General features: G+C 67.3%; 29 protein-coding genes and 1 tRNA gene. 21 read left to right on the top strand and 9 right to left on the bottom strand.

Features of this window, described 5'->3' with window-relative positions; genetic code table 11:
* Positions 1-15: 15 nt before the first annotated feature.
* From dnaJ to RU09_RS03780, 11 genes are all read left to right on the top strand, one after another.
* Positions 16-1,131, top strand: coding sequence for a molecular chaperone DnaJ (dnaJ, locus tag RU09_RS03830; protein WP_042537649.1), 1,116 nt, complete (start codon positions 16-18; stop codon positions 1,129-1,131).
* Between the two features lie 14 nt (positions 1,132-1,145).
* On the top strand, positions 1,146-1,874 hold the full coding sequence (locus RU09_RS03825; RefSeq protein WP_042537647.1) for a 16S rRNA (uracil(1498)-N(3))-methyltransferase: 729 nt from the start codon (positions 1,146-1,148) through the stop codon (positions 1,872-1,874).
* Positions 1,875-1,919: 45 nt separating this feature from the next.
* Positions 1,920-2,267: an HIT domain-containing protein gene (locus tag RU09_RS03820; RefSeq protein ID WP_042537645.1), complete on the top strand. Its 348-nt coding sequence runs from the start codon at positions 1,920-1,922 to the stop codon at positions 2,265-2,267.
* Positions 2,268-2,331: 64 nt separating this feature from the next.
* Positions 2,332-3,357: a PhoH family protein gene (locus tag RU09_RS03815; protein WP_228385705.1), complete on the top strand. Its 1,026-nt coding sequence runs from the start codon at positions 2,332-2,334 to the stop codon at positions 3,355-3,357.
* A gap of 16 nt (positions 3,358-3,373) precedes the next feature.
* A complete protein-coding gene (gene ybeY / locus RU09_RS03810; protein WP_042537641.1) occupies positions 3,374-3,832 on the top strand; it encodes an rRNA maturation RNase YbeY in 459 nt (152 codons plus the stop codon).
* Positions 3,829-5,124: a hemolysin family protein gene (locus tag RU09_RS03805; RefSeq protein WP_042537638.1), complete on the top strand. Its 1,296-nt coding sequence runs from the start codon at positions 3,829-3,831 to the stop codon at positions 5,122-5,124. The genes ybeY and RU09_RS03805 overlap by 4 nt, the downstream gene beginning before the upstream one ends.
* A complete protein-coding gene (gene era / locus RU09_RS03800) occupies positions 5,117-6,013 on the top strand; it encodes a GTPase Era (RefSeq protein WP_042537636.1) in 897 nt (298 codons plus the stop codon). Before RU09_RS03805 ends, era begins: the two co-directional genes overlap by 8 nt.
* 51 nt (positions 6,014-6,064) lie before the next feature.
* Positions 6,065-6,592, top strand: a complete 528-nt coding sequence (locus tag RU09_RS03795; RefSeq protein ID WP_042537635.1) for an RNA polymerase sigma factor — start codon at positions 6,065-6,067, stop codon at positions 6,590-6,592.
* Entirely contained in the window at positions 6,582-7,565 is a 984-nt protein-coding gene (locus RU09_RS18435) for a hypothetical protein (protein WP_042537632.1), read from the top strand. Before RU09_RS03795 ends, RU09_RS18435 begins: the two co-directional genes overlap by 11 nt.
* Positions 7,562-8,047: a hypothetical protein gene (locus RU09_RS03785; protein ID WP_042537630.1), complete on the top strand. Its 486-nt coding sequence runs from the start codon at positions 7,562-7,564 to the stop codon at positions 8,045-8,047. Before RU09_RS18435 ends, RU09_RS03785 begins: the two co-directional genes overlap by 4 nt.
* A 15-nt stretch (positions 8,048-8,062) precedes the next feature.
* Positions 8,063-9,013 (top strand): quinone oxidoreductase family protein, encoded by a 951-nt coding sequence (locus tag RU09_RS03780; protein WP_042537628.1) that lies wholly within the window; start codon positions 8,063-8,065, stop codon positions 9,011-9,013.
* Here RU09_RS03780 and RU09_RS03775 read toward each other — a convergent pair.
* Complete coding sequence (locus RU09_RS03775) at positions 9,010-9,648, bottom strand: hypothetical protein (protein ID WP_042537626.1); 639 nt, start codon at positions 9,646-9,648, stop codon at positions 9,010-9,012. The two genes, RU09_RS03780 and RU09_RS03775, sit on opposite strands and share 4 nt — an antisense overlap.
* 197 nt (positions 9,649-9,845) lie before the next feature.
* Between RU09_RS03775 and leuA the strand changes: the two genes are divergently transcribed.
* Entirely contained in the window at positions 9,846-11,600 is a 1,755-nt protein-coding gene (gene leuA, locus RU09_RS03770) for a 2-isopropylmalate synthase (RefSeq protein WP_042537624.1), read from the top strand.
* A gap of 162 nt (positions 11,601-11,762) precedes the next feature.
* Here leuA and RU09_RS03765 read toward each other — a convergent pair whose 3' ends face one another.
* A complete protein-coding gene (locus RU09_RS03765; protein ID WP_042537622.1) occupies positions 11,763-12,458 on the bottom strand; it encodes a trimeric intracellular cation channel family protein in 696 nt (231 codons plus the stop codon).
* Positions 12,459-12,492: 34 nt separating this feature from the next.
* Here RU09_RS03765 and recO point away from each other — a divergent pair, with 34 nt between their 5' ends.
* Together recO and RU09_RS03755 are read left to right on the top strand one after the other, a co-directional pair.
* Complete coding sequence (gene recO / locus RU09_RS03760) at positions 12,493-13,239, top strand: DNA repair protein RecO (RefSeq protein WP_042537620.1); 747 nt, start codon at positions 12,493-12,495, stop codon at positions 13,237-13,239.
* Positions 13,236-14,039 (top strand): isoprenyl transferase, encoded by an 804-nt coding sequence (locus RU09_RS03755; RefSeq protein WP_042537618.1) that lies wholly within the window; start codon positions 13,236-13,238, stop codon positions 14,037-14,039. The genes recO and RU09_RS03755 overlap by 4 nt, the downstream gene beginning before the upstream one ends.
* Here the strand turns inward: RU09_RS03755 and RU09_RS18855 are convergent.
* The gene (locus tag RU09_RS18855; RefSeq protein WP_042537616.1) at positions 13,979-14,593 is read right to left on the bottom strand and encodes an ATPase AAA; all 615 of its coding nucleotides are present in this window, start codon (positions 14,591-14,593) and stop codon (positions 13,979-13,981) included. The two genes, RU09_RS03755 and RU09_RS18855, sit on opposite strands and share 61 nt — an antisense overlap.
* A 53-nt stretch (positions 14,594-14,646) precedes the next feature.
* Between RU09_RS18855 and RU09_RS03745 the strand changes: the two genes are divergently transcribed.
* Positions 14,647-15,339 (top strand): DsbA family oxidoreductase, encoded by a 693-nt coding sequence (locus tag RU09_RS03745; RefSeq protein WP_042537614.1) that lies wholly within the window; start codon positions 14,647-14,649, stop codon positions 15,337-15,339.
* Here the strand turns inward: RU09_RS03745 and RU09_RS03740 are convergent.
* Entirely contained in the window at positions 15,336-15,830 is a 495-nt protein-coding gene (locus RU09_RS03740; protein WP_042537613.1) for a glutathione peroxidase, read from the bottom strand. The two genes, RU09_RS03745 and RU09_RS03740, sit on opposite strands and share 4 nt — an antisense overlap.
* 59 nt (positions 15,831-15,889) lie before the next feature.
* Here RU09_RS03740 and dusB point away from each other — a divergent pair, with 59 nt between their 5' ends.
* The 5 genes from dusB to RU09_RS03715 all read left to right on the top strand — a co-directional run bounded on the left by dusB (position 15,890) and on the right by RU09_RS03715 (position 21,275).
* Complete coding sequence (gene dusB, locus RU09_RS03735) at positions 15,890-17,044, top strand: tRNA dihydrouridine synthase DusB (protein WP_042537612.1); 1,155 nt, start codon at positions 15,890-15,892, stop codon at positions 17,042-17,044.
* The gene (locus RU09_RS03730) at positions 17,034-18,428 is read left to right on the top strand and encodes a deoxyguanosinetriphosphate triphosphohydrolase (RefSeq protein ID WP_042537611.1); all 1,395 of its coding nucleotides are present in this window, start codon (positions 17,034-17,036) and stop codon (positions 18,426-18,428) included. Before dusB ends, RU09_RS03730 begins: the two co-directional genes overlap by 11 nt.
* Positions 18,428-20,293, top strand: a complete 1,866-nt coding sequence (gene dnaG / locus RU09_RS03725; RefSeq protein ID WP_042537609.1) for a DNA primase — start codon at positions 18,428-18,430, stop codon at positions 20,291-20,293. Before RU09_RS03730 ends, dnaG begins: the two co-directional genes overlap by 1 nt.
* A gap of 36 nt (positions 20,294-20,329) precedes the next feature.
* Positions 20,330-21,103, top strand: a complete 774-nt coding sequence (locus RU09_RS03720; protein WP_042537607.1) for an ATP-binding cassette domain-containing protein — start codon at positions 20,330-20,332, stop codon at positions 21,101-21,103.
* A 96-nt stretch (positions 21,104-21,199) separates the two neighbouring features.
* Positions 21,200-21,275, top strand: a tRNA-Asn gene (locus tag RU09_RS03715).
* A gap of 146 nt (positions 21,276-21,421) precedes the next feature.
* Here the strand turns inward: RU09_RS03715 and RU09_RS03710 are convergent.
* Together RU09_RS03710 and def are read right to left on the bottom strand one after the other, a co-directional pair.
* On the bottom strand, positions 21,422-21,937 hold the full coding sequence (locus RU09_RS03710; RefSeq protein ID WP_042537605.1) for a septum formation family protein: 516 nt from the start codon (positions 21,935-21,937) through the stop codon (positions 21,422-21,424).
* A 118-nt stretch (positions 21,938-22,055) separates the two neighbouring features.
* On the bottom strand, positions 22,056-22,622 hold the full coding sequence (def, locus tag RU09_RS03705) for a peptide deformylase (RefSeq protein ID WP_079112949.1): 567 nt from the start codon (positions 22,620-22,622) through the stop codon (positions 22,056-22,058).
* A 61-nt stretch (positions 22,623-22,683) separates the two neighbouring features.
* Here def and RU09_RS03700 point away from each other — a divergent pair, with 61 nt between their 5' ends.
* Positions 22,684-23,667, top strand: a complete 984-nt coding sequence (locus RU09_RS03700; protein ID WP_042537600.1) for a DMT family transporter — start codon at positions 22,684-22,686, stop codon at positions 23,665-23,667.
* A 10-nt stretch (positions 23,668-23,677) separates the two neighbouring features.
* Here the strand turns inward: RU09_RS03700 and pgl are convergent, their stop codons facing one another.
* Genes pgl through zwf form a run of 3 tightly spaced genes read right to left on the bottom strand, consistent with a single transcriptional unit; the run spans position 23,678 to position 26,945 of the window.
* A complete protein-coding gene (gene pgl, locus RU09_RS03695) occupies positions 23,678-24,463 on the bottom strand; it encodes a 6-phosphogluconolactonase (RefSeq protein WP_197065948.1) in 786 nt (261 codons plus the stop codon).
* Positions 24,463-25,398, bottom strand: a complete 936-nt coding sequence (locus tag RU09_RS03690; RefSeq protein WP_042537596.1) for a glucose-6-phosphate dehydrogenase assembly protein OpcA — start codon at positions 25,396-25,398, stop codon at positions 24,463-24,465. The genes pgl and RU09_RS03690 overlap by 1 nt, the downstream gene beginning before the upstream one ends.
* The gene (gene zwf / locus RU09_RS03685) at positions 25,395-26,945 is read right to left on the bottom strand and encodes a glucose-6-phosphate dehydrogenase (RefSeq protein ID WP_042537594.1); all 1,551 of its coding nucleotides are present in this window, start codon (positions 26,943-26,945) and stop codon (positions 25,395-25,397) included. Before zwf ends, RU09_RS03690 begins: the two co-directional genes overlap by 4 nt.
* Positions 26,946-26,954: the final 9 nt, after the last annotated feature.

The following is a 26,954-nucleotide window of genomic DNA, read 5'->3' as shown; positions in this document are numbered from 1 at the left end:
CGCAGAAGGGCCATTGTGGCAGACCACTACGAGGTACTCGGCGTCTCTCGCGACGCCTCCACCGATGAGATCAAGAAGGCGTACCGGCGCCTCGCCCGTCAACTCCACCCCGACGTGAACCCGGGTGAAGACGCCGCCGAGCGGTTCAAGCTCGTGACGCACGCCTATGACGTGCTGAGCGACGACGACTCCCGCCGCCGCTACGACATGGGCGGGGGAGACGGAGCGGCGAACGACTTCGGCGGGTTCGGCGGCTTCGGAGACATCTTCGAGACGTTCTTCGGCGCAGGCCAGGGCGGCGGGCGCGGAGCGCGTCCGCGGTCACGGCGTGAGCGCGGCCAGGACGCCCTGGTGCGCGTGACCCTCGATCTCGGCGACGTCGTCTTCGGCGCGCACCGCGACATCGAGGTCGACACGGCCGTGCTGTGCGAGACCTGCAACGGCTCGTGCTGCCAGGAGGGAACGTCGCCCGTCACCTGCGACATCTGCGGCGGTTCCGGTCATGTTCAGCGTCAGGTGCGGAGCCTGCTCGGCAACGTCGTGACGTCTCAGCCCTGCGGCACCTGCGAGGGCTACGGCACCACCATCCCGTACCCGTGCGGCACGTGCGGAGGACAGGGTCGGGTGCGCTCACGCCGCACCGTCTCCCTCGACATCCCTGCCGGCGTCGAGACCGGACTCCGTCTTCAGCTTCCCGGCTCCGGCGAGGTCGGCAAGGCCGGCGGCCCGAACGGCGACCTGTACGTCGAGGTCTCCGTCAACCCGCATCCCTCCTTCAGCCGTGACGGCGACGATCTGCTCGCGACGCTCGAGGTGTCGATGCCCGACGCCGTCCTCGGCACCGAGACGACCATCCAGGGGCTCGACGGCGAGGTCGACCTCGAGATCCGCTCGGGCGTGCAGTCGGGCGACGTGCTGACCATCAAGGGCCGCGGCATCACTCCGCTGCGAGGAAACCAGCGGGGCGACCTGCGTGTCGGCGTGCAGGTGGTCACCCCGACCAAGCTGGACTCTGCGCAGCGCGCGCTCATCGAGGACTTCGCGAAGAAGACGAAGGCGCCGGGTCCGCAGCTGGCGCAGTTCCAGCAGGGACTGTTCTCGAAGCTCCGCGACCGCTTCCGTTCGCACTGATCCGGACGGCGATCATGGCACTCCACTTCCTCGTCGAGAACTCCTCGGATGCCGCGGTCGGCGACCTCGTGTCGCTCACCGGGGCTGAGGCCAAGCACGCCGCGGTCGTCCGGCGGCTCCGCGTCGGCGAGGCGGTCACGGTCGGCGATGGTGCAGGGGTGTGGCTCACCGGCGTCGCCGAGGAGGTATCACCGTCTCGGGTCGAGGTGCGCGTGTCGGTCCGATCCGAAGAATCCGCGCCGCATCCGCGGATCGTCCTCGCGCAGGCTCTGGCGAAGGGCGACCGCGACGAGCTGGCGGTGCAGGCGGCGTGTGAACTCGGGGTCGACGAGATCGTCCCGTGGCAGGCCAGCCGCAGCGTGTCCCGTTGGGAGGGGCCGAAGGTCGTCAAGGGGCGCGAACGCTGGTCGACGATCGTCCGAGAGGCCGCCAAGCAGGCGCACCGCGCCTGGGTTCCCGAGGTTTCGCCTCCGGCGACGACGGCAGATCTCGCGGTGCGTGCAGCGTCTCAGCGCCTGCTGCTGCTGGATCCGGGCGCATCGACGCGATTGTCCGACCTCGAGCCGGACGGCCGCGACATCGTGCTGGTCGTCGGCCCGGAGGGCGGGATCTCCGATGAGGAGCTCACGAAGCTCTCCGACGCCGGTGCGGAACGGGTCCTCCTCGGGGAGACGGTGCTGCGCACCTCCACTGCGGGTCCTGCGGCGATCGCCGTGCTGTCGGTGGCGCTCGGCCGCTGGTGAACGAGGGGAAGGACCGCGCCGGGCTGCGGTCAGTAGACTGAGAGCATGTCCGAGCCCTCGATCTTCACGCGCATCCTCAACGGCGACATCCCGGGTGAGATCCTGCTGGACACCGGCCGGGTGTTCGCGATTCGCGACATCAACCCGCAGGCACCGCTGCACGCGCTCGTGGTTCCCAAGACCGAGGACTACCGAGACGTCACCGAGCTGGCTCAGGGCGACCCGGGGCTTCTCGCCGAGATGGTCGCCGCGGCCAAGCAGCTCGCCGCAGAGCATGCGAACGGCGAGTACCGCCTCATCTTCAACAACGGCGCGAGCGCCGCCCAATCCGTCTTCCACGTGCACGCCCATGTGCTCGCCGATATCGAGGAGAACAAGCTCGTTGGCTTCTGACGAAAACGACCCTGTCACCGCATCCGACACCGCTGTCGAGAAGATCTATGCCGACGGCGTCGCCATGGTGCAGCTGCTCGGACCGCAGGACCGCCTGCTGCGGATGCTCGAGAAGGAGCACCGCGACGTGCAGGTGCTCGTCCGTGGCAACGAGATCACGCTCACGGGCACGTCGGACGCCGTCGCGAAGGCGAAGAGTCTCGTCGACGAGCTGATGACCATGACCAAGGCCGGCCACGACCTCGCTCCTAGCGACGTCACGAGCTCGGCGCGCATGCTCCGCAACGACGGAGGACCCCGCCCGAGCGAGGTGCTCGGCGAGGCCATCCTGTCGACTCGCGGCAAGGTCATCCGGCCCAAGACCCTGGGCCAGAAGGAGTACGTGGACGCGATCGAGGAGAACACGATCGTGTTCGGCATCGGTCCGGCCGGAACGGGAAAGACCTATCTGGCGATGGCGAAAGCCGTCCAGGCGCTGCAGCGCAAGGAGGTCACCCGGATCATCCTGACGCGCCCCGCTGTCGAAGCAGGGGAACGTCTCGGCTTCCTCCCCGGCACTCTCACCGACAAGATCGACCCGTACCTGCGTCCGCTCTACGACGCGCTCAACGAGATGATGGACCCCGAGATCGTCCCTCGCCTGATGGCGACGGGGACCATCGAGGTCGCGCCGCTCGCGTACATGCGCGGCCGCACGCTGAACGACTCGTTCGTGGTTCTCGACGAGGCGCAGAACACGACGCCCGAGCAGATGAAGATGTTCCTCACCCGTCTCGGCTTCGGCTCGAAGATGGTCGTCACCGGTGACATCACTCAGGTCGACCTCCCGCAGGGATCCTCGGGGCTCCGCCTCGTGACCCGAGTGCTCGACGGCATCGACGACATCCACTTCGCACGACTCACGAGCGACGACGTCGTGCGGCATTCGCTCGTCGGACGCATCGTCGACGCGTACAGCGAGTACGACGAGCGCCGCACTGCGCAGCGGTTCGAGCGCGAGCAGGCCGCGGAGTTCGCCAATCGCGCCGACCGCCGAGGCGCACAACGACCAGGACCCCGGGACCGGATGCCGAAGCGAGGCCTCTCCTGATGAAACGAGCACAGTCATGATCGAGATCAACAACGAGTCGGCGATCGATGTCGACGAGACCGTGCTGCAGCGGCTGACCGACTTCAACCTGGCGCAGATGCACGTGAGCCCGGATGCCGAGGTCGCGATCGTCCTCGTCGACGAGGGCGCCATGGAGGCCCTTCACGTGCAGTGGATGGACGAGCCGGGTCCGACCGACGTTCTCAGCTTTCCGATGGATGAGCTGCGCCCCGGCACCGAGGATCGCCCCACGGCACCAGGGCTGCTCGGAGACATCGTGCTGTGCCCTCAGGTCGCCGAGGCCCAGGCGCAGGCAGCCGGCCACACTCTGATGGATGAGCTGATCCTGCTCACCACGCACGGACTGCTGCACCTCCTCGGCTTCGATCACGCCGAGCCCGAAGAGGAGCGCGAGATGTTCGGACTGCAGAAGGAGCTCATCCAGGGCTTCGCCGCGGCTGAACGTCGACGATGACCGCCGCTCTCCTTCTCGCAGGCGCTGTTCTGCTCGTCGCGTTCGGCGGGCTCATGGCGGCGATCGACGCGGCCTTCGGGGTCACGTCGCGCTCGGACATCGAGGAGATGGGGGCCGAAGGGCGCAACGGCAGCCAGCTGGTGCGGATCGCGGCTGACCCGGACGCACACGTCAACGCCGTCGCGTTCATCCGCGTGCTCGCCGAGACGGCAGCTGCCGTGCTCGTCACGGTCGCGTTCAGCATCCTGTTCGACAACATCTGGTGGGCGATGCTCGCAGCGGCTCTGCTGATGACGGGCATCAGCTTCGTGCTGGTGGGGGCGAGCCCGCGTTCCTTCGGCCGGCATCACGCCGAAGGCATGCTCCGCGCGAATGCGCGGATCGTCCGCGGGCTTCGCATCATCCTCGGACCGCTCGCCCAGGGACTGGTGCTGCTCGGCAACCGGGTCACCCCCGGACGCGGCCGCAGCTCGTTCACGTCCGAGGAGCAGCTGCTCAGCATGGTCGACGAGGCCGCCTCGAACGACCTGATCGAGGCCGACGATCGCGACCTCATCCACTCGGTGTTCGACTTCACCGACCAGTTCGTCCGCGCCGTGATGGTGCCCCGCACCGAGATGGTGACGGTCGATGCGACCGCAACGACGAGCGAGGCCATGACGCTGTTCCTGCAGCGTGGTGTGTCGCGCATGCCGGTCGTAGACGACGACGCCGACGACGTCGTCGGCGTGCTGTACCTGAAGGACCTGGTGCTGTTCGCCTTCCGCGATGAGAACGCCTGGCGCACGGCGTCCATCCGCCCCATCTCGCGTCCGGCGACCTTCGTGCCCGAGTCCATGCGTGCCGAGACGCTGCTTCAGCAGATGAAGCGCGACGCCGTGCACGTGTGCCTCGTGATCGATGAACACGGAGGCATATCGGGCCTCGTGACCCTGGAGGACCTCATCGAGGAACTCGTCGGCGAGATCTCCGACGAGTACGATCAGGTATCAGCTGAAGTCGTCGAACTGGGCGACGGACGCTACCGCGTGAGCTCCCGACTCTCGCTGGAGGACGTCGGCGATCTGTTCGGTCTCGAACTCGAGGACGAGGACGTGGACTCCATCGGCGGTCTGCTGGGCAAGGCACTGGGCCAGGTTCCGCAACCGGGATCGACGGCGACGGTGGAGGGGCTGACCCTCACCGGCGGCGCGTCTCGAGGGCGCGGCCGTGGAATCGCGACCGTGTTCGTCGAACGCGCGGCAGACGACGCGGATAACGCCGCAGATGAGAGAGACGGAAACGATGACTGAGCAGACGCGAAGCGGGTTCGTGACCTTCGTGGGGCGCCCGAACGTCGGAAAGTCGACTCTCACGAATGCGCTGGTCGGCGAGAAGATCGCGATCACGAGTGAGAAGCCGCAGACGACCCGCCGTGCGATCCGCGGGATCGTGAACCGCCCCGCGGGGCAGCTCGTCATCGTCGACACCCCCGGCATCCACAAGCCCCGCACGCTTCTGGGCGAGCGCCTGAACGACCTCGTCGAGCAGGTGCTCGGCGACGTCGATGTGATCGGCTTCTGCGTGCCGGCGACCGAGAAGGTCGGACCGGGCGATCGCCGCATCGCTGCCTCGCTCGACGGATACCGTCGCGCCAAGAAGATCGCCATCGTCACCAAGACCGATGCCGCGAGCCGCGACGAGATCACCGAGCGTCTCCTGGAGGTCGATGCACTGCGCGAGGACTGGGATGCGGTGATCCCGATCTCGGCGCTCACGAACGACCAGCTCGAGGTCCTCGCGGATGAAGTCCTCTCCCTCATGCCGGTGGGCCCCGCCCTCTACGGCGAGGGAATCACGACCGATGAGTCGGAAGAGGATCGCATCGCAGAGATGATCCGCGAGGCGGCGCTCGACGGGGTCCGAGACGAGCTTCCCCACTCGATCGCGGTCGTGATCGACGACATCGCCCCCCGCGAAGGAACCGACCTGACCGATGTGCATGCGTCGATCGTGGTGGAGCGCGACAGCCAGAAGGCGATCATCATCGGTCACAAGGGCAAGCGTCTGGCTGACGTCGGACGCCGTGCCCGTGCCGGCATCGAAGAGCTCCTCGGCACGAGGGTCTTCCTGGGCCTGCACGTCAAGGTCGCGAAGGAATGGCAGCGCGACCCGAAGCAGCTCGGCCGCCTCGGCTTCTGACATGCGACTCCGAGACGCGACGCGGATCGGGTGCTCCGGCGGACGAGAGAGATGAGCGCCCGCGGTGAGAACCGTGAGACCCAGAGGGACGAAGCCTTCACCCGGCTCTTCGACGCCAACTGGGCGGCGGTCAGGCATCATGTCGAAGGAGTGGTCGAGGACCCCGCTGAGGTGACGGAGATCGTCTCCGAGATCTTCCTCCTGGCATGGTCCCGGCTCGTTCCGACGAAGCCGATGGATCGGATCTGGTTGATCCGCGCGGCCGATCGGGTGCTCGGAGGGCGATCGGGTCGGTCGACGCTGCGGCGCACGGCCATCGACGCCGTGCACGGTGGTGTGTCCGGAGAGAAGGACCCGCCTGCCCTGGCCACTCGCGCGAGGGTGCTCGCAGCTCTGGGTGTCCTCACCGGGCGTGAGCGGCGTATCATCATGCTGACGTACTGGGATGGGCTCGCAGTGGGGGAGATCGCCGAGTTGCTGCGCAGCCCGCGTGTCCGGGTACGGAAGACGCTCTCGCGTGCGCAGGCGAAGTTGTGTGCGGAGCTCGGACTGGAGGGGCGGAGGGATCATGACGGATGACCATGCTCTGCTCGAACGCGTCCTGACGGAGGCCGATCCCGCCCGGACGCCGCGCGATGCGAAGCCGGACCCCGCGGCGGAGCGGACAAGGGATCGGATCATCCGCACCGCTTCGAAGCCTCGGCCTCAGCGGAGGCGTGCTCTCGGATGGGCTTCCGGCATCGCGATGGCGGCCGCGGCCGTGGTCGTGGCCGTCGCCGTCCTGGTTCCCCAGGGGGCGGCGGTCGCAGGCTCGCCCGCACCCCTGGACTTCGCTGCGGGGGAGGGCACGGCAGAGACGCTCGACACGGCGCAGGCGACACTCATCGCGACGCCTGGACCTGCCGATCCGGAGCGCGTCGTGAGGTCGGCGACGTGGGGGCTGGACATCAACGGCAGCACCGGGGCGACGAAGGTGGTCCCGCAGCTCAACACCCTTCGCTGGGAATCCGACCTCTCGGGGCGGATGGTCTCGGTGAGGGGTGTGCCGTATGACCCGACCGACGCGTCTGCGAACGTCGGCGCGGAGATCAGCAGCTCGGGCGAGGTCGTCGTAGACCTGCCCATCGAGCCCGGTCAGTTCTCGACCCCCGTTCCCGACGTCTTCGGCGATTCCCGCGAGGACGTGTCCGCGGCCCTCATGGCGTTCGGTATGCCGTCGGATCCGACCGGGTCCGAAGTCGTCGCCGCCGCGACATCGGTGCTCGAGCAATGGACCCTCACGAACGCTCAGGAGTCGCAGGTGCTCGATATCCTCGCGGATGCGGACGGAGTGGAGGCGCTCGGCACGACTGCCGACCGCCTGGGACGGCAGGCCGCAGGACTGCGCGTGATCACGGCGGACGGGGCTGCGAGCGACCTCGTGCTCCTGTCTCTCGACACCGGGAGGATCATCGGCGTCGAGCGGACCAACCTCATCGCGAACGATCTGATGGCCGGTGGTGCGATCATCTCGTACACGATGTGGGACGTCGATGAGGATCTCGTGAGATGAGACGTCGGGGGGTGCTCGCCGCAGTCGTCGGCGGATTGCTCAGCATACTGATGCTCGGCGCACCGGCATTGGCGGACGCCGCAGCCGACACGGGCGAGAGCATCGACCCGCTGATCCTCGCCGTGATGGCGGAGGTTCCCGGCGGGGTGATCGTCGATGCGCAGCATGCCGTGTGGCCCAGGCTGGGGATGGATCTCGTCGTGCTGGAACAGCGCAGCGCTGTCTCGGCGGCTTCGGTGGGCAGCTGCGCCACAGGCACCGTGTGCGTCTATACCGGATCGTCGTTGAGCGGCGCGAAGTTGAGCTGGAGCATCTGCGGGATACTCTCGATCCCGTCGTCGTTCTCGGCGAAGTCGATCGCGGATGCGCGGTCGGCGGGCTATGCCCAGGCACGCAACAACTCCACGGTGCTCGCCACCGCACCCGCAGGAGGGTGGGCCAACATCGCCGGAACGGCGACCAATGTCCGGTGCGTCTTCTGAGGGTAGGGTCGCGACATGACAATCGCCGAGCATTGGATCGCGTCGTCGTGGGGCGCCCCTGACACATGGGAGTTCGTCGAGCACGAGGTCTCACCCCCGGGCCGCGGGGAGGTCACGATCCGGGTGCACGCGGCCGGCGTGAATCCGGCGGACGCCAAGCATGTCGCGTCCGCCCGCTCCGGGGCGCAGCTCCCGGTTCCGATCGGCTACGAGGTCTCCGGACGCATAAGCGCGCTCGGGCCGGACACCCGTATCGGATCCGGTGACGCGGCCGTGGGCGACGAGGTCGTCGCTTTCCGGGTGCGCGGGGGCTATGCGACCGAGCTGACCGTCCCCGCCGAGAAGGTCTTCGCGAAGCCGACCACGCTCACTCACCCGGAGGCGGCGAACCTGCTGCTGGCCGGAACCACGGCGGCCGAGATGCTCTGGGTCACGGGCTCTGCCCCGGGCGAGACGATTCTGCTCCACGGCGCATCAGGTGCGGTCGGGGTGAGCGTGCTTCAGCAGGCGGCACTCCGCGGCATCCGCGTGATCGGCACCGCGAGTGCGAAGCGATTCGACGTCGTCGAGCGCTTCGGCGGCATCCCCGTCACCTACGGCCCGGGGCTGGCTGACCGCGTGAGAGCGGCAGCGGCCGGCGGCGCGGTGGTCGCGGCGCTCGACGCCGTCGGTACCGATGAAGCCATCGACGTGTCCCTCGAACTGGTCGACGAACGCCGTCGAATCGTGACGATCGCCGCGCCCCAGAGGGCCGGCGCCGACGGCATCCAGGTGATCGCAGGATCCATGCCTGAGAGCGCCCGGTTCCGCGACGACATCCGTGCCGAGCTGGTCGCGCTCGCGCAGAACGGCGACCTCGTCGTCCCCATGGCGCGCACCTTCCCGCTCGACGAGGCGCCTGCTGCACTGCGGCTGCTCTCCGGCGGTCACCCCGGCGGCAAGCTCGCGCTGATCCCGTCGTCCTAGTCGATCTGGCGCAGAGCCGACGTCACGAGGACGACTCCGTCGCCGTATGCCTCATCGACGGCATCCTGCAGCGTGCCGTCGTCCCAGACGACGCTGACCCAGACATAGCCGCGCTCGGTCCAGAGGGTCAGGGCATCGCGTCCCAGTGACGTCGACAGGTCATCCTGTACTCGCATCAGGTCGGCCTCGGAGCTCGTGCCGTCGACACCGTTCGCCGGGTCTTCCGGGCGGACGGGATCGTAGAGCGCGAGCATGATGGGCGGGTCGGTGACGGTGTACCGCTCGCCGTCGAAGGTGCCGTAGACGGCGTAGGTGCCCCACGTCGTGTCTCCGCTGGTCTCGCTGCCGTCGACACCCTCCCACGTCCAGCCATCGAGCGGGATCCCCGTGCACTGAGGCGGGTAGGACTCGGCGACGACTCCGAGACACAGCTGCGCCTCGCCGGCGACGTCGAGAACAGTGCCCGTGCCGATGACGCGGCCCTCCGGCGGTGCCGCGTTCGCGGCATCCCACGTGGGCGATCCCGAGCTCGTGGGCACGGGGGAGGAGCCGATGCCGGCGGTGCACGCGGCGAGGCCGAGTGCCCCCACGAGTGCGACGAAGGCGAGAAGCATGCGACTGCGCGATGTGCTCATGTCTGACAGTGTCTCGTGTCGGTGGATCGTCTCAGCAGCGAGTCGGACGACTTCCGGATCCCTGCTACCATGGCCGCATGCCTTTCGGCGGTCTGCTTCTTCTTAGCTGCCGCGACGAGTCCTAAAGCTAGGGCCTTCCTCGTCGCGGCGCTTGTGTTGGCCCGTTCACATTTCTGACGAAGAGAAGAAGCCCCATCATGCAGAACACTCAGCGCCCGTCCGCGATGCCGATCCACAAGTACCGGCCGTACCACGAGCAGATCACGGTCAACCTGCCCGACCGCACCTGGCCTGACGCCCGGATCACCGAAGCTCCTCGCTGGTGCGCGGTCGATCTCCGCGACGGAAACCAGGCGCTCATCGACCCGATGTCGCCCGAGCGCAAGCGCGTCATGTTCGAACTGCTCGTCAGCATGGGCTACAAGGAGATCGAGGTCGGGTTCCCCTCGGCCAGCCAGACTGATTTCGACTTCGTCCGTCAGCTCATCGAAGAGAACCTGATCCCCGACGACGTGACGATCCAGGTGCTGACGCAGGCTCGCGAGCACCTGATCGCGCGCACCTACGAGTCGATCGCCGGCGCGAAGCAGGCCATCGTGCACCTCTACAACTCGACCAGCGTGCTGCAGCGTGAGGTCGTGTTCCGCACCGACAAGCAGGGCATCATCGATATCGCGCTCGAGGGTGCACGTCTGTGCCGTCAGTACGAGAAGACGATCCCTGACACCAAGGTCTACTACGAGTACTCGCCCGAGAGCTACACCGGCACCGAGCTCGAGTTCGCGGTCGATGTCTGCAACCAGGTGATCGAGGTCTTCGAGCCGACTCCCGACCGCAAGGTGATCATCAACCTCCCCGCCACTGTCGAGATGGCCTCGCCGAATGTCTACGCAGACTCGATCGAGTGGATGAGCCGCAACCTCGCACACCGCGAGAACGTCATCCTCTCGCTGCACCCCCACAACGACCGCGGAACCGCGATCGCCGCCGCTGAGCTCGGATACATGGCCGGCGCCGACCGCATCGAGGGCTGCCTGTTCGGCAACGGCGAGCGCACCGGCAACGTCGACATCGTGGCGCTGGGCATCAACCTGTTCACGCAGGGCATCGACCCGCAGATCGACTTCAGCGACATCGACCAGGTCAAGCGCACGGTCGAGTACTGCAACCAGCTGCCGGTGCCTGAGCGCAGCCCGTGGGCCGGCGACCTGGTCTTCACGGCGTTCAGCGGATCGCACCAGGATGCGATCAAGAAGGGCTTCGAGGCGATGGCCGCCCGGGCCGAGGCCGAGGGCGTCACGGTCGACGACATCGAGTGGGCCGTGCCGTACCTGCCCGTCGACCCGAAGGATCTCGGCCGTTCGTACGAGGCCGTGATCCGCGTCAACTCGCAGTCCGGCAAGGGCGGCGTCGCCTACCTGCTCAAGGCCGACCACGCGATCGACCTGCCCCGCAAGCTGCAGATCGAGTTCTCGGGTGTCGTCCAGACCAAGACCGATGCCGAGGGCGGCGAGGTCACGAGCGAGCAGATCTGGTCGATCTTCAACGACGAGTACCTGCCGGCGGCCGATGAGGCAGCCAAGTGGGGTCGCTTCGAGCTGCTGGCCACGCAGACCCGCAGCGACATGTCAGGAGATGTGGTGCTCGACGTCGTGCTCCGGGACGACGACCAGCAGGTGGCCGTCGCCGGCAACGGCAACGGTCCGGTCGCCGCGTTCGTCGAGGTGCTCCGCGGACAGGGCTTCGACATCACGGTCTACGACTACGTCGAGCACGCTCTCAGCGCCGGTGGCGATGCGCAGGCCGCTGCCTACGTCGAACTGCAGGTCGGCGACCAGCGCCTGTGGGGTGTCGGCATCGACGGTGACATCTCGACGGCGTCGCTCAAGGCGATCGTCTCCGGCGTGAACCGCTCGATCCGCACGCGTCAGCAGGAGCTCGCAGCCGTCTGATCCTCGGCTCGAGTAGGCACCTGCTGCCGGTATGCGTGCGTGATACCGGCAGCAGGTGCCATCTCTGTGTGAGGGGATCACCTCGACCTGACACCGGCGGTCGGAATACGCGTTCGATTCCGACCGGAGGCGCCCACTCGACGGCGGCGCAGCAGACGGGCGTCAGTCCGCGCTCGGCTTGACGACCTGGATGACTCCGGTCTCAGCGGCGACCTTGCGACGGTAGAGCCGCCTCTGCTCGGGCAGGGACACGTCGAAGCTCACGGCGAGCACGCGGATGACAGCGGTGACGATGATGCCCAGCACGGCGGCGAGGGTGATCGACATCCCCAGGCTGTTCGCGGTCGCGATGAAGACGCATCCGGCACCGGCGGCGACGGCGTAGAGCGAGCCGACGTGCATGATCGACGTCGGGAGTCCCATGAGCATGTCTCGCAGCACACCGCCTCCGACGGCCGCGCAGACGCCGATGAAGACGGCGGGCACGGGAGGGATGCCGAACGCGATCGCCTTGCTCGTGCCGAACGCACCGAACATGCCGATCACGACGGCGTCGAGCACCACGATCACGGTGTTCAGTCGATTGAAGAGTCCCGCGAGCAGCATCCCCAACAGCGACGCGCCCGTGGCCGTCAGCAGATACCAGTTGCTCTGCAGCGTCGCGGGGGTCTGGCCGAGAAGGATGTCGCGGATGAGGCCGCCACCCATGCCGATCATGATCCCGATGATCGCGACTCCGAGCCAGTCGAGGCGTCGCTGGCCCTGGAATCCCGAGGCGAACATCGCGCCCTGGACTCCGCCGAGGCCTACGCCGAGCAGGTCCGCCCAGAGCGGAATGATGAAGAGCGGTTCGGTCACGCCTCTATTCTCCTGCACGGAGGATAATCGAACGGTGCCCACCTACCGAGACGAAGCGGTGATCCTGCGCACCCACAAGCTGGGTGAGGCCGATCGCATCGTCACCATGCTCTCTCGGCGACACGGCAAGATCCGCGCAGTCGCGAAGGGAGTGCGACGCACGTCGTCGAAGTTCGGGTCGCGTCTCGAGCCTTTCATGGTCGCCGATGTGCAGCTCTACCAGGGGCGCACTCTCGACATCGTCCAGCAGGCCGAGTCGCTCGGCTCGTACGGATCCGACATCGCGGCCCACTACGACCGATTCACCTCTGCGAACGCGATGGTCGAGACTGCCGACCGGCTCAGCGACTCTGAGGCGACGCCCGATCAGTACCTCCTGCTGGTCGGTGGCCTGCGTGCGCTGTCTCGGGGCGAGCATTCGCCCCGCAGCATCCTCGACTCCTATCTGCTTCGCGTCATGGCGCTGTCGGGGTGGGCTCCGTCGCTCGGCGACTGCGCGCGATGCGCCACCCCGGGGCCTCACGCGCATTTCGTCGGGCAGCTCGGCGGGGCCGTCTGCCCGAACTGCGCGCCGGCGGGCAGCCCGAAGGTCGCGGAGAAGACCCTGTCGCTGCTGCGGTCGCTCATGGCCGGTGAATGGGAAGCGATCGACGCTGCTCCGCACGCCGACAACGCCGCAGCATCCGGCCTCGTCGCCGCCTACGCCCAATGGCATCTGGAGCGCGGCATCCGCTCACTCGAGCACCTGGTGGCCGACATCCCCCGAGAAGGAGCACGGTGAGTCCCAAGCCCTACACGCACAAGGATGCCGTCGCGTATCGCCCGCTCGACTGGACGGGCGTCTATCCGCCGAGCTTCCGATCGGTTCCTGAGCACGTCGCGATCGTCATGGACGGCAACGGTCGCTGGGCCAACCGTCGGGGACTCAGCCGCGTCGAAGGGCACAAGGCAGGGGAGGAGGTGCTTCTCGACGTCGTCGCCGGCGCGATCCAGGCCGGCGTGAAGCACCTCTCCGTCTACGCGTTCTCCACCGAGAACTGGGCGCGCTCTCCTGACGAGGTGCGCTTCCTCATGGGATACAACCGAGATGTCCTGCATCGCAGACGCGATCAGCTCAACGAGTGGGGCGTGAGAGTCCGATGGGCCGGGCGCAAGCCACGGTTGTGGGGCAGCGTCATCAAGGAGCTGCAGTACGCCGAGCAGCTGACCAAGAACAACGACGTCCTCACACTCACCATGTGCGTGAACTACGGCGGCCGCATCGAGCTCGTCGACGCGATGCGCTCGATCGCCGCCGACGTCGCGGCCGGTCGGGTGAAGCCGAACGCGATCTCCGAGAAGATGATCCGTCGCAACCTCTACGTGCCTGACATGCCGGACGTCGACCTGTTCCTGCGCAGCTCGGGGGAGCAGCGCACCTCGAACTTCCTGCTGTGGCAGGCGGCGTATGCCGAGATGGTGTTCCTCGACACTCTCTGGCCAGACTTCTCGCGCGAAGAGCTGTGGCGCGCGATCGGGGTCTATCTGTCGCGTGACCGTCGCTTCGGTGGAGCGATCGACGCGCCTGACGCCTCTGCCTGAGCGCGCAGCCATCTCTCCGTCTCGCGGGGATGCCGCAGCCGCACGATCGTGAGGTGCGGGAATCGTTCCTGCTTCTCAGGCATCTGAGTCGTCCAGAACATCCGCGTCTTCGACTGCCAGGAGAGGATGTTGCGCTCCGCATCCCGCGTGGCCAACAGCTGCCAGATGGGTTTCTCGACGTTCCCGTTGTACATCTCCGTTCGCAGGATGCTGCGGCTGAGAGTGCGTCGGACAAGCCGGCCGCGGACGACCGGCCAGGGATAGTCGAGCCAGACAGCGAGCTGCGCGCGAGGCGTCATGATCTCGTCGGTGCCCTTGCTCGTGTACTGCCACTCGGTGACCCAGCGGTCCGTGGCGGCGAACTCGCGGACGTCGTCGAGGAAGGAGGGACGCGGGGTCCAGTTCTCGCCGTGGAACAGTCCGTCGATCTCGATGTGTCGAAGCTGCCACAGCTCGGCAACGCGCCGCGCGAGCGTCGTCTTGCCCGACCCGGTGACGCCCGCGATCAGAACGCGCGCAGGCCGGAACGGCAGCGGATCGACGGCGGAGAGCATCTGAGAATCCTAACGACGGAATAGCCCATAGGTGCATACGGTTGGATGTCAGTGTGAGTGAAGCCATCTCGATTGACATCTGGTCCGACATCGCCTGCCCTTGGTGCTACATCGGCAAGCGCAACCTCGAGAAGGGACTCGAAGCCGTCGCCGGCGACGAAGACGCCCCGCAGGTGAACATCACCTTCCACTCGTTCGAGCTCTCGCCCGACACTCCTGTCGACTTCGACGGCGATGAGATCGACTTCCTCGCCGGTCACAAGGGGATGCCGCGCGAGCAGGTCGAGCAGATGCTCTCGCACGTCACCGGCGTCGCCGAGAACGCCGGTCTCGCGTACCGCTTCGACCTGCTGCAGCACACCAACACGGTCAAGGCCCACGAGCTGCTGCACTTCGCCAAGGCGCAGGGACTGCAGCATGAGATGGAAGAGCGGCTCATGTCCGCGTACTTCACCGAGGGCAAGCACGTCGGCCGCATCGACGACCTGGTCGAGCTCGCCGTCGAGGTGGGTCTCCACCCCGATGACACCCGCGAGGCCCTCGTCTCCGCCCGTCACCTTGCGGATGTCCGACAGGACCAGGCGCAGGCTCAGGCCTACGGCATCCAGGGTGTGCCGTTCTTCGTGATCGACGGGCAGTACGGCATCAGCGGCGCGCAGCCGCCTGCCGCATTCGAGAACGTACTGCGCGACCTCTGGGCCAAGCGCGGCGACGCCGAGGCCGAGCCCGAGGCCGAAGCCGTCTAGCGGGTCAGCGCGGCTTCGATCGCGCCGACGATCTCGGGGTCGTTCGGCTTCTGCTTCGGGCGGAACCGGACGACCTCGCCGTCGGGCAGAACGAGGAACTTCTCGAAGTTCCACTCGACGCGGCCGGCCTTGCCTCCGGCATCCGGAGTCTCCTTCAACGTCTTGTAGAGGTCGGTGGCGTTCTTGCCGTTGACCTTCACCTTGTCGTTGATGGGGAACGTCACCCCGTAGGTGGTGGAGCAGAACTCGAGGATCTGGTCGACCGAACCGGGCTCCTGACCGAAGAACTGATTGCACGGGAACCCGACGACGCTGAACCCGCGGTCGCCGTACAGACGCTGCAGTTCTTCGAGCTGCTCGTACTGCGGAGTGAGGCCGCACTTCGAGGCGACATTCACGACGAGCACCACGTCGGCGCCGAGATCGTCGATCGTCTTCTCGTTGCCGTCGGCGTCGATGAAGGGGATGGAACGCACTGCGGGATCGGTCATATTCACAGCTTAGATCGGTGCGCCGATACCGGCTCCGGGTCTGGGAGAATGGAGGGGATATGACTGTCGCCACCGCATCCGCTCGCACCCTCAACATCGGCCCGATCGCTCTCGACGTGCCGGTCGTGCTCGCACCCATGGCGGGCATCACCAACACCGCGTTCCGTCGCCTCTGCCGCGAGTACGGTGCGGGGCTCTATGTGAGCGAGATGATCACGTCGCGGGCGCTCGTCGAGCGCAACGAGACGACGATGCGGCTGATCCGCCATCACGAGTCCGAGACCCCGCGGTCTATCCAGCTCTACGGCGTCGATCCGCACACCATCTCCGAGGCCGTCCGGATCATCGTCGCCGAAGATCACGCCGACCACATCGACCTGAACTTCGGATGCCCGGTGCCCAAGGTCACGCGCAAGGGCGGGGGAGCAGCCCTGCCGTGGAAGAGCTCCCTGTTCTCGCAGATCGTGACGCAGGCGGTCAAGGCAGCGGGCGACGTGCCGCTGACCATCAAGATGCGCAAGGGCATCGACCCCGACCACCTCACCTTCCTCGATGCGGGTCGTGCCGCCGAAGACGCGGGTGTCTCGGCGATCGCGCTGCACGCACGCACGGCGAGCGAGTTCTACTCCGGCTTCGCCGACTGGAACGCGATCGGCGAGCTCAAGCAGGCCGTCACGAGCGTTCCGGTGCTCGGCAACGGCGACATCTGGTCGGCCGACGACGCCGTGCGCATGATGCAGCAGACCGATTGCGACGGGGTCGTCGTCGGTCGCGGATGCCTCGGCCGTCCGTGGCTCTTCGGCGAACTCGCCGCGGCCTTCGGTGCGGAGTCGCACCCCGTCGATGCGACCCTCGGCTTCGTGGCCGATGCGTTCCGTCGTCATGCAGAGCTCCTCGTCGAGTTCTTCGAGGACGAGGATCGAGGGTGCCGCGACGTCCGCAAGCACGTCGCCTGGTACTTCAAGGGCTACCCGGTGGGCGGTGACATCCGCACCGGGCTCGCGACGGCATCCAGCCTGGCTGAGATCGACGAGCTGCTCGGTCAGCTCGACCACACGGCGCCGTATCCCGGTGCGGATGCCGAGGGCCAGCGCGGTCGGTCCGGACGCCCGAAGCGACCGGCGCTGCCGGACAAGTGGCTGGAGTCGCGCGAGCTCGCGGCATCGGCATCCGAGATGATGCGAGGGGCGGAGATCGAGAACAGTGGCGGCTGATCCTCAGGCACACCCGGCGCGCGGTCGCTCGGACGGATACGACCCGCGCGATGCCGAGCGATTCTTCGCCGAGACCCATCGATCCGAACGCGACGACTTCGCCCGCGATCGCGCGCGCGTGCTGCACTCCGCGGCGCTTCGACGCCTGGCGGCCAAGACACAGGTGCTCAGCCCCGCGAGCACAGCGGATTTCGCCCGCAACCGTCTGACGCACTCGCTCGAGGTCGCTCAGGTCGGACGCGAACTCGCGACCGCGCTGGGAGTCTCGGCCGATGTCGTCGACACCGCCTGTCTCAGCCACGACCTCGGACACCCTCCGTTCGGTCACAACGGCGAGCGTGCGCTCAACGAATGGGCGGAGCCGATCGGCGGTTTCGAAGGCAACGCGCAGTCCCTGCGCATTCTGACCCGGCTCGAGGCCAAGGCGATCGACGACAACGGGCAGTCGGTCGGCCTCAACCTCACCAGGGCGAGCCTCGACGCGACCTGCAAGTACCCGTGGACCGTCGACAGTCCGGTTCCTGACCCGGGCGGGCGCCTCAAGTTCGGTGTGTATCCCGAGGACGAAGCCGTGTTCCGCTGGATGCGCGACGGCGTTCCCGGGCGTCGACGCTGCATCGAGGCCGAGATCATGGATCTGTCGGACGACATCGGCTACTCCGTGCACGACTTCGAGGATGCGATCCTCAATGGCTACGTCGACGTCTCCCAGCTCGCCGATCCGCAGGCGCACGATGCGCTGATCGATCGCATCCAGCAGTGGGTGGGCTACGACTTCACGCGCGACGAGCTCGCCGACGCGCTCTACCGGCTGGCATCGCAGCCCATGTGGCTGCAGTCCTTCGACCGGTCGCGGCGAGATCTCGCTCGACTCAAGAACCTCACGAGCGACTTCATCGGTCGCTTCGCGAGGGCAGCCGTCTCGGCCACGCGCGAGGCGTATGCCGGCCCTGCACTCGTGCGCTACAACGCGCACGTCGTCGTGCCGCGCGTCATCGAGGCCGAGATCGCCGTTCTCAAGGGCATCATGGGGCAGGCGATCGTCACGATCGAGGCCCGCAAGGGCGTCTACAAGGAACAGCGCCGTGTGCTCAAGAGACTCGCCGACGCGCTGTGGTCCACAGACACGCTCTGGTCGGCAGGCGCGGATGTGCTCGAGCCCGCCTTCTCCGCCGACTTCGTCGCCGCGACGACGGATGCCGAACGCGCACGCGTGATCGTCGATCAGATCGCGAGTCTGACGGATCAGAGCGCCATTGACTGGCACAACAGGCTGGTCGGCGAGATCGACCCCGCAGAGGTCGGCATCTGGACGCCACGACACGCGCGACCGGGTGCGCGGGAGCACACGCCGCGGCAGGCGGTCGTCGAAGGGGCCGGCTGATGCCCCGCATCCGCCAGGCCGACGTCGACGAGGTCAAGGCGCGCATCAACATCGCTGACATCGTCGGGGAGCGCGTCGCGCTCAAGTCCGCAGGCGTCGGCTCGCTCAAGGGCCTGTGCCCTTTCCACGACGAGAAGAGTCCGAGCTTCCACGTGCGGCCGCAGGTCGGCTACTACCACTGCTTCGGATGCGGAGAGTCCGGCGACGTCTACTCGTTCCTCCGCGAGATGGACCACGTCAGCTTCACCGAGGCCGTCGAGCGTCTCGCAGGCCGCATCGGATACTCACTGCACTACGAAGACGGCGGGTCGGCTCCGGAGACGAGTGGGCGCAGCCGTCTGTACGCCGCCAACACCGCTGCTGCGGAGTACTTCCGGGCGCAGCTGCTCACCGCCGACGCCGAGGCAGGACGACGTTTTCTCGGCGAGCGAGGATTCGACGCGGGTGCCGCCGCGCATTTCGGTGTCGGCTTCGCACCGCGCGGGTGGGACAAGATGCTGAAGGCTCTCACCGCGCAGGGGTTCACCCGCGACGAGCTGAGTGCCGCCGGTCTGGTGTCGACGGGGCAGCGCGGCGTCTACGACCGTTTCCGCGGTCGCCTCGTCTGGCCGATCCGCGACGTGTCCGGTCAGACCATCGGGTTCGGCGCGCGCAAGCTGTTCGACGACGATCAGGGCCCGAAGTACCTGAACACCCCCGAGACCCCGATCTACAAGAAGGCGCAGGTGCTGTACGGGCTCGACCTCGCCAAGCGCGACATCTCGCGGGGTGACCCTCGTCGGGTGGTGGTGGTCGAGGGATACACCGACGTCATGGCCTGCCACCTCGCGGGCCTCACGACCGCGATCGCGACCTGCGGCACCGCGTTCGGAACCGATCACATCAAGGTGCTGCGTCGCGTCATGGGCGACGACAACGCCTCGGGAGAGGTCGTCTTCACGTTCGACGGCGATGAGGCAGGCCAGAAGGCGGCTCTTCGGGCCTTCACCGAGGACGACCGCTTCAACGCCCAGACGTTCGTCGCGGTGGCGCCCGACGGGCTCGACCCGTGCGACCTCAGGCTGCAGCGCGGCGATGCCGCCGTGCGCTCGCTGATGGAGACGAAGCAGCCGATGTTCGAGTTCGCGATCGACAGGAAGCTCAGCGGCTTCGACCTCTCGACGGTCGAAGGTCGTGTCGGCGCTCTTCGCGCGGCAGCGCCGATCGTCGCCGAGATCCGCGATCGGCTGCTGCGACCCGGTTATGAGCGCGTGCTGGCTCGGCGCCTGGGTATGGACCCCACCGAGGTGCGCAACGAGGTCGAGCGTGCCGCCCGAGGGGGATCGCAGTCGTCGAGACACGAGCCGACCAGGCGCGAGAGTGCGAGTGACTCCGCATCCGGTGTTCCAGGGGTGACTCCGGTCACCCTCGCGAGCCTGCCGCGCACTGCCGATGCCGCCGTGGAGCGCGACGCTCTGATGGGCGCGCTTCAGTACGGACATCAGATCGATCAGGCGCTGCTCACGCGGGCCCTCAGTGCGCCGTTCCGCACACCGGGGCTGGACGCCGTGCGCGAGGCCGTCGCATCCGCGCCTGATCGGACTCGAGCCGGATGGGTGACGGACACCGTGAACTCGGTGCGGGAGCCCTACCGATCGCTCGCGGGCGAACTGCTGATGACCCCCTTCCCGGCGCGCAACGAAGAGGGCGCCGTCGCTTCGACGACCGACCTGGCCAAGCGACTCATCATGCGCATTCTGGAACATGAGAAGCAGGAGCTCCTCGGAGCGGTGCAGCGGGTTCCCGCGGATTCCGACGGCGGGCGTGCTCTGCGCATGCGCCTTCGCGACATCGACGTCGAGCGTCAGCGGTTCGCCGAGTCGTAACGGCGGCAGTCAGGCGCGGCAGGGCAGGATGGAGGAATGTTCTCTCGGCCCGAATCGACCAATGCGATCGACAGCTCAGATCTGGTGATCGACCGCATCGGGCACAGCGGCCCGACCCGCGCCATCGACGGGGTCAGCTTCTCGCTCGCGCCGGGCGAGCTCATCTGCGTCGCGGGTCCGACCGGTTCGGGCAAGTCCACCCTGGTCGCCGCCCTGGCGGGTTCGACCGACCCGTCCGTGCGCGTCGTGGGCGGCAGTGCGCAGGTCTGTGGAGTCGACATCCGCCGCCCGGGGCGCAAGCATCGCCTGCTCACCTATCGCACGGGCTTCGTGCCGCAGGGGGCCGGTGCCGACCTCCCTCCGCAGCTCACGGTCAACGAAGTCATCGCCGAGCCGATCCTGATCCGTGAGAAGCGGGTGAACACCAAAGCCCTGTCCATCCGAGTCGCGACGCTTCTCGACGAGCTGCACCTGCCTCTCGGAACAGCCTCGAAGTTCCCGTATGAGCTCAGCGCCGGAATGCGCCAGCGCGTCGCGATCGCCCGGTCGTTCGTTCTCGAGCCCCGGGTGCTCATCGCCGACGAGATCCTCGCCAACCTCGACCTCGAGGTGCGACCAGTGGTCTTCGACGCGATCACCCGCCGGCGCAAAGAGCAGGGGATGGGTGCGCTGCTGGTCACGAACGACGCCGATTTCATCCGCGAGCTCAACGCCGAGACCCTGATGCTGCGCGGTGGTCATGTGGTTGCCCGCGGCGTCGGCAAGGACCTGCTGTGGGCTCCCAATGCCGAGGCGGATTCCGGGCACTGACGGGGTCGCCGGCGACACGCCCGACCTGCGGCCGGTGTCACGAGCAGGGTCCGGAGTTTGCTAGGATTGACGAGTTGCCCGCGCAGCGGAGCACATTCCTCGGTAGCTCAATTGGCAGAGCAGCCGGCTGTTAACCGGCAGGTTCTTGGTTCGAGTCCAAGCCGGGGAGCCAATGAAAAGCCCCTCTTCGGAGGGGCTTTTCCCTTTGCGTGGCATGTCCTCGGTCGCGTCCATCGAGCGGGGCGAAATGCCGCCTCCATGAACGCGAACGAGGCCCCGTCGAGTTGACGGGGCCTCGTTGTGCGAATCCGAGTCAGATCAACGTGCAGCGCCCTTGAGCGAGCCGGTGGTCTGGCCAGCGGGGTCGGAGATGACACACTGGACGACGCGGTCGTTCAGCTCGTCCCAGGTCTGCTGGGTCGGCGTGATCGGGTAGACCTCGAGCACGGAGTCGTTGAACGCGATGCCGACGAAGCTCGTGTAGGCGTCGCCGATGCACTCCTGCGAAGCGGCGTCGATGTTCTCCTCCGAGAACTCGCCGTCGTCCATCGTGATCTCGTAGTAGACCTCTTCGTCGTGCGGCTGGTCGCACGGCACGACGTCGGCGTCCTCGATCAGGCCGGTGTCGCTGGCCATCTTGCAGTCGCCGAGCTTCAGCGAGAAGATGTCGATGTTCGCGCTCTCGGTGACCTGGCCGGATTCCTCGTCGCGGTCTGCGTCGCCGGAGCCTCCGCCCAGAATTCCGTTGAGCGCGCTACAGCCGGTCAGTGCGACCGACAGCGCTACGGCAGAACCTGCCAGCGCCAGTGCGCGTCGCGTGCGCATCTTCATCATTTCGTCCCCTCCAGAGCCTTCGTGAGCGGGCATATCGATATCCCGCCTCAAGCACGCTATCCGGCTCCGAGTCTGTGATGCAACTCCGAGAACGCTTTGACTGGGCTGAGAGGTTAGGTCAGCCTTCCAGATCGTCGATGCCGGGGACCCAGCTGGCGCCGGGCTTGCCCCATCCGCGCTTCTTGGCGATCTTCTGCACGGTCTTCCAGTCGCCGTCCGAGAGGCGGTCGATGTAGAGGATGCCGTCCAGGTGGTCGAACTCGTGCTGCATGATGCGCGCACGCCAGCCATCGACGGAGATCTCGACAGGCGAGCCGTCGAGATCGGTTCCTATGACGCGCACCCGTTCGGAGCGACGCAGCGGGAATCGCTCGCCGGGGAACGAGAGACACCCTTCCGATTCGAGGTCGTCGTCAGGCTCGCCGGGCTCCAGCGGCACCATCCAGAGTTCGGGGTTGATGATGACTCCGCGCCACGGCTGGTCGTCGTCGTCGACGTATGCGTAGGTGTAGATGCGCAGGGGCACGCCGACCTGGGGCGCGGCCAGACCGACGCCGGGAGCGGTGTCCATCGTCTCGAACATGTCGGCGACGAGCGTTCGGATGTCGTCGGTGATGTCCTCGACGACGGATGCGGGGGAGTGCAGGACGGGATCGCCCATGATGCGAATAGGAAGAACAGCCACGCCATAACCCTACTCGGCGCGCATCGCCGGGTAGGGTCGTAGCGTGAGCATCTCCGTATGGATGATTGGGGCGGAAGACGTCACCGAGCAGCTGGTCGGTGTCTTCCAGAACCCGAAACTGCTCCTCGGCATCCCCCTCGCACTCGCGGGTGCAGTCTTCATGTCGCTCGGCGCGCAGTACCAGCACCGCGGCGTCGAGAAAGTGGAGCGGCTCAGCGGATCCGACGGAGCCAGCGGTCTGAGCATGAGCCAGATGAAGGGCCTGTTCACGCGCCCTTCCTGGATCGCCGGAACTCTCATGCTCGGTCTCGCGATCGTCTGTCAGCTCGCCGCTCTCTCCCAAGCCCCGCTGATGGTCGTGCAGCCGCTCGGAGCGATCGCTCTCGTGATCACCACGCTGCTCAACGCGCGAATCTCGGGTCATTCGCCGACCAGGAAGTCGATCATCGCGATCGTCTGCTGTGTGGGAGGCATCTTCCTCTTCGTCTTCTTCGCGGCGATCTACGCCACGGAGAAGGGCATAACCGACACCGAGCTCTTCACGATCCTGGCGATCCTGCTCGTCGTCATCATCGTGCTCGGGGCATGCTGGCTGGTGCTTCGTCATCGCATGCGCGCTCTGTTCTACGTGATCGGCGCAGGAATTCTCTATGGTTTCGTCGCGACTCTCGCCAAGGCCGTGATCAGCCGCATCGGCGCCGGCGACTTCGACTGGATCACTCTGGTGTGCGTCATCGCGCTGATCGCTGCCGGCGCAGTCGGGGCCTACTTCGTGCAGACGGCTTACAGCTCGGGTCCCCCGGACCTCGTCATCGCCGGTCTCACGGTCGTCGATCCGATGGTCGCCGTGCTCATCGGCATGGTCGTGCTCGGCGAGGCCGCCGCCTCGCCACCGTGGGTGCTCGTGATCTTCGGCGTCGCCGGTGCGATCGCGATCTGGGGAGTCGTCAATCTCGCGCGCTATCACCCTCAGGTGCTGAGCGACAGCCAAGACCTTGGGATCCCACGCGGCAGCGACGACCCGAGGAAGAACCCCGAGTCCTGAACTCCCGGGCTCAGTAGGCGGGATCGATCAGGTCGGGTGAGACCTCTGAGGCCGCGGCCTCGTCGACGAAGAACACCGTGCGCTTGCGACCCTTGGCGCCGGCTGCTGGGACGTTCGTGTAGCTCGCACCGGCGAGGGCAAGGCCGAGCGCCGACGCCTTGTCTGCGCCCGTGAGAACGAGCCAGACGCGCTTCGAGGCGTTCAGCACCGGTCGCGTCAGTGTGACTCGCTCAGGCGGCGGCTTGGGGGAGTCACGCACCGGCAGAGCGGCGGCATCGGTCACCGTGACCTCTGCGCGATCGGGGAAGAGCGACGCGATGTGGCCGTCAGGCCCCACGCCGAGGAAGCAGACGGCGAACGATGGCCACGGGTGGTCGTCGGTGCCGTAGCGTGCGAGCTCCGCAGCATAGGCGGCGGCAGCCTCGTCGAGGGTCAGACCCTCGCCCGCGGCTGCGACCTCGTGCACGTTCTCCGCAGGAACCGGGATGTGGTCGAGGAGAGCCTCCCGCGACTGCACGGCGTTGCGGTCGGCGTCGTCGCGAGCGACGAAGCGCTCATCGCCCCACCAGAAGTGCACCAGCGACCAGTCGATCTGAGCCGACCGAGCGTCGTCGCGCGTCGCGCGCAGGACCGCGCCGCCCATCGAACCGCCCGTGAGGGCGATATGAGCGATGCGGCCGTTGCGCGTGCGGGCACGAAGGCGCGTCAGGAATCGGTCGGCCACGCTCGCGGCGAGTGCCGCCGGCGTCGGTTCGACCACGACCCGCTTCTCAGCGGATGCTGTCTGCGTCGACATCATTCTCCTGTCTCGGGCGGACCCAGCTTCTCCCAGCCCTCGGTGATCACTCGACCGTACAGGACGTCAGGGTCGAGGCGACGCAGCTCCTCGGCGAGGCACTCGCGCAGCGTGCGGCGAGGGAGGTGCAGATCGTGGTCGGGCTGATCAGGCTGCGTCAGCACCGCCACGCCGGGCGTCGGGCGCTCGAGCAGGATGTCTCCGGACGAGCGGTGCAGCCGCACCGACTTGATGCCCTCCTGCCAGTGCTCCGGGTCTTCGTACGACCACTTGACCGGCACGTCGAGGGCCATCTGCAGCCATGCTGCCAGCAGCGCGGTCGACGGCGAGGCGGATCCGCCACGCACCTCGACTGCGGTCACCTCTTGGAACGGTGGCTGATCGAGCACGGCTGCGAGCTGCTCGCGCCAGTGCGTCAGACGCGTCCAGGCGAGGTCGGTGTCTCCCGGAGCATGCGTCTCGCCGAGCTGCGCGAGGCGTTCGCGCACGTCGGGTGCCGTCGCGGCATCCGTGATGCGTCGCTGCGCGATCTTGCCGAGCGGCGACCCGGCGGGCGACGTCGGCGCCTCTTCAGGCCACCAGGCGACGACAGGGGCGTCGGGCAGGAGCAGTCCCGTGACGAGGCTCTCTTCGTTGCTCGCAGCGTCGCCGTAGGCGTGGAGGACGACCACCTCGGATGCTCCGGCGTCGCCGCCGACGCGGATCTGCGCATCGAGTCGCGATTCTCCGTCGCCCGTGGTGAGCACGATGACGCGCATGGGGTGCTCGCGCGAGGCGTCGTTGGCCGCGTCGATCGCGGCTTCAGCCACGCCGTTGCGGGCCGAGATGATCAGCGTGAGCACACGGCCGAGCGCGACGGCGCCGCCTTCTTCGCGCACCTTGACGAGCTGCTTGGCGACCTGGCTGACGGTCGTGTCGGGAAGGTCGATGATCATGGGCGTCTCCAGACTCGTCCGTCACGGGCAAGGAGGTCGTCGGCGGATGCCGGACCCCATGAACCGGGTGCGTACTGGTCGACCGGGCCGCCCTCGGCTGCCCAGTACTCCTCCACGGGGTCGAGGATCTTCCAGGAGAGCTCGACCTCCTCGTGGCGCGGGAACAGCGGCGGATCGCCCAGGAGGACGTCGAGGATCAGCCGTTCGTATGCCTCGGGGCTCGCCTCGGTGAACGCGTGGCCGTAGCCGAAGTCCATCGTGACGTCGCGGACGTTGGTTCCGTTGCCCGGCACCTTCGAGCCGAAGCGGATCGTGACGCCCTCATCGGGCTGCACGCGGATCACGAGCGCGTTCTGGCCGAGCTCCGACGTGTTCGAGCGGCCGAACAGATGCTCCGGAGCCTTCTTGAACACGACGGCGACCTCGGTGACACGTCGACCGAGACGCTTGCCCGTCCGGAGGTAGAACGGGACACCGGACCAGCGACGGGTGTCGATCTCGAGCTTGATCGCGGCATATGTCTCGGTGGCGGATTCCGGGTTCATCCCGTCCTCGTCGAGGAAGCCCGTGACCTGCTCGCCACCCTGCCAGCCGCCCGCGTACTGACCGCGGGCCGTGGCGAGTGCGAGGTCCTCGGGAACGTGCACCGCCGCGAGCACCTTCTCCTTCTCGGCACGCAGGTGCTCGGCGGACAGACTGATCGGCTCTTCCATCGCGGTGAGCGCCAGCAGCTGCAGCAGGTGGTTCTGGATGACGTCGCGCGCCGCGCCGACTCCGTCGTAGTAGCCCGCACGGCCGCCGACACCGATGTCCTCGGCCATCGTGATCTGCACGTGGTCAACGTAGTTGCGGTTCCAGATCGGCTCGTAGAGCTCGTTCGCGAAGCGCAGCGCCAGGATGTTCTGGACCGTCTCCTTGCCGAGGTAGTGGTCGATGCGGAAGATCGAGTCGGCCGAGAACGCCACTTCGAGGGCGGCGTTGAGCTCGCGCGCCGACTCGAGGTCGTGGCCGAACGGCTTCTCGATCACCACACGGCGCCAGCGCTCGTCGTCATCGTCGTTCGCCCCGACGAGGCCCGAGTCCTTGAGCTGCTTCGCGACGAGAGGGAAGTCCTTCGGCGGGATCGACAGGTAGAACGCGTGGTTGCCCATCGTGCCGCGTTCGACGTCGAGCTGGTCGACGGTCTCGCGGAGCTTGCGGAACGACTCGGGGTTGTCGAACTCGCCCGAGACGAACCGGATGCCCTGGAGCAGCTGCGCCCACGTCTCCTCGCGGAACGGCGTGCGCGCGTGCTGCTTCACGGCGTCGTAGACGACCTGGGCGAAGTCCTGGTCCTCCCAGTCGCGTCGGGCGAAGCCGACGAGAGCGAACCCGGGTGGCAGGAGTCCGCGGTTGGCGAGGTCGTAGACGGCGGGCATGAGCTTCTTGCGTGACAGATCTCCGGTCACACCGAAGATCACGAGAGCGCTGGGCCCTGCGATCCGGTTGAGACGGCGATCATCGGGGTCACGCAGCGGGTTGTGCCCGCGCGAGATGGGAACAGACATCAGTGGGGG

Origin of the sequence: Microbacterium sp. MEJ108Y, from assembly GCF_000834175.1 — a bacterium.
In the GTDB taxonomy this organism is placed as follows: Bacteria; Actinomycetota; Actinomycetes; order Actinomycetales; family Microbacteriaceae; genus Microbacterium; species Microbacterium forte.
The sequence above is the reverse complement of the archived record's forward strand: the minus strand, read 5'-3'. Positions and strand labels throughout refer to the sequence as shown.